This is a genomic window from Methylophaga sp. UBA2689, assembly GCA_002354555.1.
Classification (GTDB): Bacteria; Pseudomonadota; Gammaproteobacteria; order Nitrosococcales; family Methylophagaceae; genus Methylophaga.
Map to the genome: position 1 here is coordinate 1 of DELT01000103.1, position 10,304 is coordinate 10,304.

Here is a 10,304-nt window from a genome sequence, read left to right on the forward strand (position 1 = left end):
ACCCCATGCAAGTGCGCTACCAGTCTGCGCTATGCCCCGACGATTGATTTCATTAGGTTTTTTATTTTTCAGCAAGTAAAAAACCGCCATTTGCGAAAACCTGTGCGAAAACAAATTTATACAAAAGGCGAACATATGATTACACAGAAAGAGTTAAAAAGCATCCTTCATTATGATCCGGATACCGGTGTTTTTAAATGGCTCATATCCAGGGGAAGATCAAAAACCGGAAGCGTTGCAGGCAATGCCCATCACTCTGGATATTTATCAATTATGTACAAGGGGAAGGCTTATCAGTCGCATAGGCTGGCTTGGCTATACCAATATGGTGAAATGCCAAATGGAGAGGTAGACCACATAAACCAAGATAAGTCCGATAACAGCATTGTCAACTTGAGAGAAGTGGACCGTACAACCAACTCTAGGAATATGCCAAAAATATCAACTAATCAATCTGGTTGTGCCGGCGTTTCTTGGTCATCAAGCAAAAAGAAATGGCGAGCAACCATTGGTATTGGCGGAAAGCAGTTGCACTTAGGTTATTACGGAAGTAAGGAAGCGGCAATCAAGGTTAGAAAGCATGAGGAGGTGTTCCATGGCTATACGCCAATACACGGCTCTTGAAGCTCCACCATGTCAAGGTGGTAGCGTAAAACGCGCAAACCTACTAGGGGCGGCATTTTACACTGTTTTTAGCCACTGTCAAAAATGGCAAAATCAGCATAATAAAAACAATGGGTTACAGGTTGGTTTCGGACTCAGTATTTGCTTTTCGCTTTCGCCAAAAATTATTAATTTAAAGGTGAAAACGATGGAATATTTAGCGTTATTTTTGTATCTGTGTGGTGGTATCGGAATGTATATTCACCTAAATGAAGATAATCCGCCTGGAACTCAAACTACCTACCTTTTAGATATAGGCATAAGTCTTTTTTGGTTTATAGGTGTATTAATTTATTTAGGTGTCACTGCCACAGTCTTGCTGGAAGATCGCCGTAATTCTTCAAAACCATCTGATAAAGCTTAGTAATTTGATCTTGACACTGGCCCCTTCTAGAAATATTTTGTGATCTCTATCACACTTCTATGGAGGGAGTCCCGTGAAAGTAATCCTGTTTGTTTCTGTTATTTTATTTTCGTGCAATATCAGTGCTGCATCATTATCCACTGCATTAACCTTAAACGGCCTTCAATGGGCTCAACTGACCGATACTGAATACTTATACGTCCCCGATGTTTATGCAGCCTGCGGTAATAGTGGTGGAGAATGCTCAGGAACTGTAGGCGGAAAAGACTTAGCCGGCTGGCGATGGGCTAGTACGGATGAAGTAAATGTAATGTTTTATGAATTAATGAGTTTTAATATTAAAAACCCATCCGGTATACCACCCGATACTTCTATATGGTTTGATTATTTTAATATTAACGGCATCAAGTCTAACGTGATTTTTAATATTGGACTGACAGCTGATTTTGTTAATTACTCAGAAACTGATGGGGTTGCCATTTCTGGGCTACTGGGTAGCATTTCAATTAACTTGAATAATGACGATGGTACTGGATCTATTTTTAGGTTTGACCCTTTTGGATTAACTTACGATCAATACGGCTTTGAAGGACCACCATATCCGTATGGATTCTTCATGGTTAAAGGTGATTATGCGCTGCCGTCAGAAGTACCGATTCCTGCCAGCTTGTTTTTGTTTGCTCCGGCATTGATTGGCTTAATTGGTTTCAGACAAAAATGGTTTAACACGAGCCTGACACGCTAATAGTTGACGCGTCATTCTGGCGATTCCTGATTGGAGATCGTGATAAGCCTGTTCAGCGTCTTCTGTAAGTCTGGGGGCGGCTCCATTATCCATGCTGGTACTGGGGCCGGTTTCGGACAGTCTATCGCTACTGGCTGGACATGTGGCGTTGACGCGCAACCGCTTACGGCCAGCATCAACATCAGCACGAAGCTGGTTGTTTTGCCTCTCTGCATCACGCAGTAAAGCGTATTGTTCAGCTTCAACAGCCGCCCATACAGCTTGCTTTTTATCGAGTTCATTTTGCAATTCCCGTTGTTTATCTGCTGCAGCAACAGCAATTGATTTGAGTGTTTCAGATGTTCTGGTATTGGCCTCAGCAATCTGCTCACCCATTCGCCATCCTTGCACCTGCCAACCAGTGACAAAGGCAACCAGGAAGCCTGCAAGTAAAAAGTATTTATTCATAAAGCCCAGCCAAACAAAGATTGTCACGCTCAGCCTGCCTGCGGTTGTAAAGCCCCTGAATGAAATTACCACTCGCATAAGACCAGTTTGGCTTGCCACTGAACGTATTAGCCAGCAATCGACAGCCGTTCAAATAGTCTCCACGGTTAATGTGACGCACTGATTGGCTCTTGCAGGCTTTGGGAGCGCCTACATTCCATGCCAATGACGAAACAGCGTCAAACACTCCTTGTGGCGGCTCATGCGTTAAACAATTCAACAGCTCCAGCTGAACCTTTGTCACTGCCACACTCATAACGCGATCGCACTTTTCTTTAGACCAGTATTCACCCACAATCACAGGCTCATCGGTAACGTGCTTTGTTATGCCATAGCAAGCAGTTGGTAATCCTCCCGCTAACTTATCGGCATAAACCGTCATGCCATCTTGTCCACCTCCCTCCCATAGTGCGAGAAAGGCAACAAGAACAGACGAGCCTAGCGTTAAACCGCCAACCTTAAATCTATTCATATTTACTCCAGACATAAAAAACCGCCCGAAGGCGGCTTATATGCTTTTTAGTTTAGGTCGGTGTATCTGTCCAATCACCTTCGGCAACATTCAGTGTCAACGTTCCTGTGCCAACACTTGCAGCCTCGGTTCCGACAAGCGTTCCTGAATCAACGTCAAATCTAAGGAGGACTGTACTCGTTGCTATGTCGTAAACCTCAATATCGTAGATGTAATACGCGCCAGCGCCACGAATGTAACCAATGTCTAGCTCAGGCGCCGGGGAGAAAGTAACTGTCGGACTTGCGTAAGGAGTTCCGTCAACACTTACTGTAACAGCGGCATTAGCCACCAAAGGCATATCAATTAAATGTTCAGAACCATCCCATATTACTGATTGAGCAGGCAAGTCAATGAGAAATTCTGCTGTTTGGCTATAAGTTGCGGCAGCACGTAAGTTAATTGCGCCATTGCCGCCCGGTTTCAGTCTAAAGAAGTTAGAGCTATCTAATGCCAAGCCTCCACCATTAGTAGTAACTATGTCTGAGGTAATAACTTTGAATCGTAATCCCTGTCCATCATAAATACGGTTTAAATCAGCACCAACATCAAATGATAGTGTCGCCGCTGTATCACTTGGCGGGTCAAGGTATAACCTACCTACTAATATGGATGGCCAATCTGACCAGCTAATGACTGCCTCTGTGTTACCAGTAGAGTTTGTTAGCGCATTTAATGCGGCAAGGTTAGTTGTAGAACCATCTATCTGATATACATTCCCATCTACAGAATTCGGTGAATAAAATACACAATCCGTAAATGTTGATTCAGACAGAGAGGGCTGGAACGATCTGATTTGGAATATGGTATCAGTGCGTGTATTTACAGACTCACAATCAAAAAACTCTACTGTTGGCGTTTGCGCGCCCGCATTGTAAAGCATCGGGCCATAATTTCTGCACCGTTCCATTACGTGATTATAGGCCGGGAGTGTTCCAGCATTTGTTCTGAAAAATGCAGACTGCCCCTCTGTTGCAGTTGCATAGTGGTCGCAGGCAACCATAAACGAAGATATTGCAGTTGATGGATAGTAAAAGTCTTGATCTAAATTACTCTGGCATCTAGCAACGTAAATGTTTTCAAAAAACATATCGTCGATATTATCGTGGTTTGAGAAGTCAATTCCCCGTATTGCGCCACCAAAAAACATATCATGATAAGAAACACCGCGCCGCGTCCATGTCCCCAGGTCTTTTGCCACATTAGTGTTTATACAATAGTTAGAACCAGCACCTTCTCTAAACCAATTCCATGCAGCGTGATAATGGTCATTTAATCCATTTGGATACCAATGATGATCTAGTGTTGGATTGTCAGCGTCATTGTCTGTGATATTACCAATACACCTAAAAGATGACCGATCATTATGATAGGTGAACATGGCAACAGCTTTTGCCTCAGTCCCGACCTTAAGATTATTTAAGTAATTACCCCATACAAGAACATCCATTGCCGCACCAAGGCCGTTAGTAGGCGTGCCAGGACTAAATATGCCTGAGCCTGAAGATCCTTTTTGAGTTAAGTGGCGGTATATCGCCCTAAACTTGAGCGCCGTGTTAGAGTTTCCTGTTCCGGCTCTGATAGGATTAGACTGAATACCTTGAGAATCCAGCTCGAAGTTAGACAACATTAATTTATCAGGAGAAACCGCTGTACCGCTTGGCGAGCCGGTAGCTATTAAATAACTTCCTGCTGCAATGGTATTTGAATATAAGCGCCCCTGACCACCGTAGAAGTACAACCCACAATGCCCTGTTCTTGTATCAAATGCGATTGGCGAAGCAATTTCATAATCACCCGCCTTGATATGATAAACAGTGTTACTTGATGGTGTGGTGTCAATAGTTTGTCTTGGACCATTAGATGAGGTTAATCCTGTCTGGTCTGAGCCTAGCTTCCATCTGTCATCTATGCGTACAGAATTAGCATCAATCACCTCTGCAATACGCACACGTCCATAACCAAACAAATACATCATATCTGCTGTATCGGTGTCGTATTGTTCATTGTCTAAAACAAGCCCAGTGAACGCACCTGCTTGCGACAATATGCCTGTTGATTCAACGTAATTTAGATTCCAGCCACCAGAAGGAATAGGAAGCAGTAATGGGTGAAGCCCATCGTTAGCATCATTACCATTAACAGGGTCGATGTAAATGTGATTGTTTGTAGGCTTGGCAATGGTGAAGGAATATTCATCTGTAGCCAGTAAGCATTCGCCTGTGTGCGTCATAGCATAGACTTCAAGCGTTAACTTGTAGTCACCATGATTCAGCATTAAATCTGTAAATTCAGGCGATATAGTGTCTGTATGGACGTTTACCAGTGCGCCTTCTACTGCCTGAGTAGCAGCATTGTATCTATAATTATAAACACCATCGTTTTCCTCAGAAATAGCCGTTCCATCGCCTTTTGTCAGCGTCCAGACAGTATGGCAATGCTCATAGCCGTTTAATGGCTTAGTCGTCAGCCTGCGTGTTCCTGCAATAGCAATGTTGGCATAAGCTGCAACCGAAACCGGAGCCTCTTGTCCATCAGGGTCTTCAATGAATCCAATGGTCGCAGACAGGCTGGTTGCGTTTATCCTGCTATGTCCGTAATACGGCGATGGAGCTGTTACGGTTACTGGAGGCGGAACAGGCGTAAAAGACCCTCTACGCAAACCACCTAAAACAAGCTGCAATCCAAGATTCATGTAAAACTCCGGGCAATAAAAAACCCGCACTTGGCGGGTTTGTTTGGTGAGGGTGGTTGGTGGTTAAAGCTGTATCTGGCTTGCTGCTAAAAAAAGGTTGTCAAGGTCTGTCTCGGTTAATCCTATCTGAGAAGCTGCTGTAGCTAAAAATGGGCTGTTTCGCTGCCATGTTGTTGTGTCGTACAAGGCAACTTCAGCGAGTGCTTTTTGTGTTGGGTCCGGTATTGCATCAACAAATGCAACAACAGAAGCCCAATGCCCTGCGCTGATTAATGCAACCTTCCCTTGTGCGCGACTTACTTGCGTGATTGGTTCAGGGTCAGGCGTTGGCTCTGTAGCTTGCCAGCCTGATGGCGTATCATCTTCGCTGTAAATCTCTTGTGATTCGACTACGTTGTTGACCAACCTATAAACTGTGCGTTTTTCGCCGCTGTAAATAAAAGGCTCGTCGTTTTTAACCGTAACCGTTTTACCTTCGAGTTTTGCCGCGAGCAATGATTGGTACTGCGCACCGCTAATTTCAATGCCACCCTCAATAGGAGATTGACTTATGGTGTCGTTTTTCATGTAAGGCATTTATGCGATCCTCATGTAGTATGTTGCGCCTATGTTGCGTGGGCGTGTTTCATCGCCGCCTGTTGAGCCAGAGCTTACCGTTGCGTTATTTCCAACCGTCCGCCCATTGCCTGCACCAACATAATCAATAATGCCGCCAATACTATGCGTATGCGCTGCAAATTGATCGTCTTGCTCTGTACCCGATGCGCCAGGTCTGATGAATTGCCGTGATGAGTTAATGAGCTTGACGGTTTGGCCGTTCATTGGGCTGGGTGCATGAGAGATTACCGCCGTAGCAACCACATCAGGAGCAGTGCCTGATACGCTTTCACTGGTTAACAGTCCCTCGTTATATTCACCAACACCATCCTCGCCAGCCGTTAATTTTATAAAGGTTGCTGTCGCGTCATTAGATGGTAGCGGGCAGCCAGTGATGTGATCCCATACTGCAAACGGCTCACCAATGTTGCGTATGGTTGTTGAAAACAATGCAATGCTTTCGTTTATTTCAACCGTACTAAACGTTAGCGTATCGAACCTGTCACTGAATGCGTTATAGGTTACTCGCTGAATACTGCCTGCTGACCAGTCACCAGTCACCAGTGCGTCTGCATTATTTTTAATAACTGATTTTGCGCCACCACCAAAATCTAGCGTCACGGCTCCAGTGTTTGAGTTCACCACTGTAAGCACATAAACCGCTTTATCTACATAGGCACTAACAGGCGGCACAGCATCAGCTGTGACATCGTTAATCCCCTGCACATTAATTAGATTTATCGTTGGGGAATCAGCCAGCTCACCGCGCTGCAAGTCCTGAAGTTTTTGAACACCGTTACTGTCTTCAACTTTCAGCGAATAGCGATCTGTTACCCATATCTTGTTTTGAGCGCGACCATAACTATCAGTGCGTTGCGGATTAGCAAGTGGCGTGGTCAATTCGCGATCTGAATAAATCACTATCGGGTTAAGTTTTGGATCTTGCCCCGCCGCACCGACATAAATATAGCCGCTGACAATAGGTTTTCCATCTACGCCCTGAAACGACTCATGCTCGCTTATCATTGATGCCATGTTATTGCCCTAATTGATAATTGTGATATATTCGGGGTTATGCGCTTACTTATCATTCTTTCTGTTGTTCTCTTGGCTGCCTGTCAGTCTCATGCTGTACGCACAGCTAACCATCACACGCAATGCGATGATTATGGCTTTGTTAAAGGGACTGCTGAATATGGCCAGTGCATGATGGCACTGGAGAATAACGATATTGCCGAGCGTCAGCGTAAGGCTGCCTTGCTGCAAAATTGGGGTGAAACTGTTCAGGTTCCTGCGCCGCAATATCCTCAATTGACGCCGCGCCCACCGGTTGAGAATTATCCTTCTTTAAATTGCACATCAACGACAAGCGGCAATCAGGTCTATACAACCTGTAATTAATTACTGCTCTGGTTTAAAGTTCTTATCCCGCAATACGTCCATGATGGATTGAAATGCTTTATCTTCATTTATTTTGCGGTCACGCACTTTTTTGGCGGTCGCACCAGCAACGTCTCTTGCTAGCCCCATTGCCCCGCCATCCGGTGAAGCAGCATAATCAACACCACGTTTCACCGCTTGATCGATCTGACCTTGAAATGACGTTCTCGCTACTGGACTAAAGACGCGATCCAGTTCATCTGCAAATAACGCCTGATTTAACAAATCATCGTCAAACTTGCCACCCACCGATTTAGCAACACTCTCAAGCTCGCTGATAGAATCAATAAGGTTCGCTCTTGATTGCGTGTTACTCATTAAGCGTCTAAGCAGTGTACCGCTGGCTTTGTCTGCAATCTCGCTGGAAAAGTCCAGTTTTCTACCGGCAACCGCTTGAATGTTATCCAGCGCCCCGATGGTTTGAGCGTAATTAGTGTTCGCCGCATTGTATTCAGGAAAAGCCTCGTCTAACTTGCTATCCAGTTGATTCCTGAACTGCTTCAATATGCGCTCTGTTTCACCGCTTAAACCTCTTTGTGATTTGCCATAAGTGACATTGCGATCAATGATCCGTTTCATCTTATGGACCGAAAGCGCATCGACGCTGCCGTCCTGACTTTTCAAGCTCATCTGCCGGATAACTTCTTTCAGCGGACCGCGATCACCTGGCGCAATTTCTGATCGACTGAAATCAGGAATAAAATCACCCTTATCATTACGCTTTATTTGTACACCTAAAGAATCAAGCGCATCAGAGAAGCTGGCTGAAGCATCTGCAATATCAACCGGCTGTCCTCTTAGTTTTTGTGCAGCCTTATCAATATCTGTTCCGGCTTTTCTGTTCGCGGCCTGAATAAACTTAACCCGCGCAACCAGTGAATCACCAGCAATATCAGCAGGCCGATTCATCACAGCGTAACGGGCGTTTTTCTTGCCACGCTGCATAATATCCACCATGCGCTGCATCTTGATCTTGTCTGAATCTGATGCGTTTTTAATGGCCGCTATTACCGCTGGATCGAAGCCTTGATCAATAGCGTTAATGGCATAGTTATCTTTAACTGCTCTACCTTGATTCAACACATACTTAGCCGTATCAACATCACCTGTTTTATTCTCAATAAGTGCTGCTATACGCTTCTTGGTTGGGGTCTGATACTGGAAGATACCTTCCGTTACTTTCGCCACTGCATTTATAGGCTGTGCGCTATCGACTGCCGTTGCGACCTTGCTTGTTGCATTCTGCGCACCTTTTGCACCAATGACAGCGCCAACTGCTGATGGAAGTGTTTCGGCTGCTGTAGCGATTAATGGGCTACCAGTCTCATCAAAGACTCTATCGCCAGCAGTTTTAGATAAACCCGACTCTTGTATGGCTTTGATGGTTTCAACAGCCTGATCGACTCCCTGGCCGCTTATAAGCTCTACCAAGCCACCAATACCCGATATAGGGAAGTTGGCAAGGTCAATTCCTTTCTGCATCAAATCGTTGAGGGTTTCCATGCCCTTTTGACCGGACTGCGTTTTGGGCGTGAAGGTTTGCGCTTGCTGATCTGCTACCGCCTCAGCGCCCGCGCCTTCCTCAGCCATAGGGTTGAGTGATTGGGCTATACCCATTAACCCACCTTCAACCGTGTTTTTTAAGCCGGACACAACAGACATGGCAGGCTCAACAACACTATCCAGTGCCGATCCTTCTGGCATGGACTGATTGCCTTGTGCAGCAAATATCTGCTCAAGCTCTTGCTCTGTTGGAGGGGAATCACCCTCTAACTCAAGCGTTTGCCCTGTATCTGGATCCGTTACCTCATAAACAGGCATTATTTGGCTCTCACTGTAAATCTGCCGACCTGCTGCTCTGATGTGGATTGATCGTTACCGGTCGAAAGTCTGTCAATCATGCCTTGAACATCCGATATAAATCTCTCTTCTGTACGCTTCCGATTCAAGCCACCACTTGAAAGGTTTTTCAATATGGAGATATCTGACTCACTTAATACGCCTGTCATTAGGTCAAAATTATCAGCTGTCAGAATATTGCCCGCCTCTTCAATGTCAGCAATAAGCTCGGCCTCTGCATCACTAAATAACCGCGTATCAAAACTACCCTCAAGCGAACCAATAACATCATTAAGCTGAGGGTTTTCAATAATCTTTTTAAGCAAGCTGACAGCTCTACCCTGAAACTGCTTACCTTTTTGAGCCTTACGCTGACTACCCCTTACCTCGCGAGCCCGAGTCAGTCCCGCCTCGGTATTTTCCGCAGCATCCATCACCGACTTAAGCTGAGTCATTTCCTCTGGTGTTGCATTCGGGAAGCTATCAGCAAGAATATTGGCTGATGATGCGCGTCTATCTTGTTCTGATAGTTTGTCGGTCATTTTGTTCATGGCGTCAATACCATCTTTACCGCCACCCGCTGCCACATATACAGCATCGAGTTTCGCGCCAACTTCAGGCGGCAAACCCTGCAATAACACCGGAGGCGTAACAACTGGCGCAGACTCTCCACCCGTGCCGACATTTACAACCGTTCCTGAGTTTGGATTAAATCTTTCAGCATCAGCAATCTGCTCAAACTGGCCTGTCTGCGGGTTAAACTGCTCAGTTATGATGCGGTCGCCTTTTTTGACCTCTCTCGTTTCAGGCGGTTTAGGCGGCTCAAGTAATGTCTTGATATCCTGCCCCATGACCTGCATGCGCTGTAATTCAAGCTCTTGCTGGTCGGGTGACATATTGGCTAGCTCAACATAGCGATCAACTGGTCTATTCTCTGCCGCTGCCGCTGCTGCCAGATTATTAA

At 45.4% G+C, this 10,304-nt stretch carries 11 protein-coding genes; 4 read left to right on the forward strand and 7 right to left on the reverse strand.

From position 1 onward, the window contains the following. The 3 genes from B3M51_RS13390 to B3M51_RS13400 form a co-directional block, all read left to right on the forward strand. Positions 1 to 624 (forward strand): HNH endonuclease (locus B3M51_RS13390; RefSeq protein WP_272996799.1); only part of this gene is annotated, 624 nt, incomplete at its 5' end. Then, entirely contained in the window at positions 596 to 1,027 is a 432-nt protein-coding gene (locus B3M51_RS13395; protein WP_272996800.1) for a hypothetical protein, read from the forward strand. The genes B3M51_RS13390 and B3M51_RS13395, both read left to right, overlap by 29 nt. 73 nt (positions 1,028 to 1,100) lie before the next feature. Next, a complete protein-coding gene (locus B3M51_RS13400) occupies positions 1,101 to 1,772 on the forward strand; it encodes a hypothetical protein (protein ID WP_272996801.1) in 672 nt (223 codons plus the stop codon). Here the strand turns inward: B3M51_RS13400 and B3M51_RS13405 are convergent. The 5 genes from B3M51_RS13405 to B3M51_RS13425 form a co-directional block, all read right to left on the reverse strand. Beyond that, on the reverse strand, positions 1,725 to 2,219 hold the full coding sequence (locus B3M51_RS13405) for a lysis system i-spanin subunit Rz (protein ID WP_272996802.1): 495 nt from the start codon (positions 2,217 to 2,219) through the stop codon (positions 1,725 to 1,727). The two genes, B3M51_RS13400 and B3M51_RS13405, sit on opposite strands and share 48 nt — an antisense overlap. Next, positions 2,212 to 2,730 carry a lysozyme gene (locus tag B3M51_RS13410; RefSeq protein WP_272996803.1) on the reverse strand — a complete coding sequence of 173 codons (519 nt, stop codon included), beginning with the start codon at positions 2,728 to 2,730 and terminating at the stop codon, positions 2,212 to 2,214. The genes B3M51_RS13405 and B3M51_RS13410 overlap by 8 nt, the downstream gene beginning before the upstream one ends. Positions 2,731 to 2,782: 52 nt before the next feature. Next, positions 2,783 to 5,464, reverse strand: coding sequence for a hypothetical protein (locus B3M51_RS13415; RefSeq protein ID WP_272996804.1), 2,682 nt, complete (start codon positions 5,462 to 5,464; stop codon positions 2,783 to 2,785). A gap of 63 nt (positions 5,465 to 5,527) precedes the next feature. Further along, positions 5,528 to 6,040, reverse strand: coding sequence for a hypothetical protein (locus B3M51_RS13420; RefSeq protein WP_272996805.1), 513 nt, complete (start codon positions 6,038 to 6,040; stop codon positions 5,528 to 5,530). Continuing rightward, positions 6,041 to 7,096 carry a hypothetical protein gene (locus B3M51_RS13425; RefSeq protein WP_272996806.1) on the reverse strand — a complete coding sequence of 352 codons (1,056 nt, stop codon included), beginning with the start codon at positions 7,094 to 7,096 and terminating at the stop codon, positions 6,041 to 6,043. 39 nt (positions 7,097 to 7,135) lie between these two features. Between B3M51_RS13425 and B3M51_RS13430 the strand changes: the two genes are divergently transcribed. Continuing rightward, complete coding sequence (locus B3M51_RS13430) at positions 7,136 to 7,462, forward strand: hypothetical protein (RefSeq protein ID WP_272996807.1); 327 nt, start codon at positions 7,136 to 7,138, stop codon at positions 7,460 to 7,462. Here B3M51_RS13430 and B3M51_RS13435 read toward each other — a convergent pair whose 3' ends face one another. After that, the gene (locus B3M51_RS13435; RefSeq protein ID WP_272996808.1) at positions 7,463 to 9,322 is read right to left on the reverse strand and encodes a hypothetical protein; all 1,860 of its coding nucleotides are present in this window, start codon (positions 9,320 to 9,322) and stop codon (positions 7,463 to 7,465) included. Continuing rightward, positions 9,322 to 10,304 (reverse strand): hypothetical protein (locus B3M51_RS13440; RefSeq protein WP_292759885.1); only part of this gene is annotated, 983 nt, incomplete at its 5' end. The genes B3M51_RS13440 and B3M51_RS13435, both read right to left, overlap by 1 nt.

Bases quoted from the DNA above. Each gene is read 5' to 3' on its own strand.
- B3M51_RS13395 (WP_272996800.1), top strand. From the start codon at position 596: ATGGCTATACGCCAATACACGGCTCTTGAAGCTCCACCATGTCAAGGT.
- B3M51_RS13405 (WP_272996802.1), bottom strand. From the start codon at position 2,219: ATGAATAAATACTTTTTACTTGCAGGCTTCCTGGTTGCCTTTGTCACT.
- B3M51_RS13410 (WP_272996803.1), bottom strand. From the start codon at position 2,730: ATGAATAGATTTAAGGTTGGCGGTTTAACGCTAGGCTCGTCTGTTCTT.
- B3M51_RS13415 (WP_272996804.1), bottom strand. From the start codon at position 5,464: ATGAATCTTGGATTGCAGCTTGTTTTAGGTGGTTTGCGTAGAGGGTCT.
- B3M51_RS13420 (WP_272996805.1), bottom strand. From the start codon at position 6,040: ATGCCTTACATGAAAAACGACACCATAAGTCAATCTCCTATTGAGGGT.
- B3M51_RS13425 (WP_272996806.1), bottom strand. From the start codon at position 7,096: ATGGCATCAATGATAAGCGAGCATGAGTCGTTTCAGGGCGTAGATGGA.
- B3M51_RS13430 (WP_272996807.1), top strand. From the start codon at position 7,136: ATGCGCTTACTTATCATTCTTTCTGTTGTTCTCTTGGCTGCCTGTCAG.
- B3M51_RS13435 (WP_272996808.1), bottom strand. From the start codon at position 9,322: ATGCCTGTTTATGAGGTAACGGATCCAGATACAGGGCAAACGCTTGAG.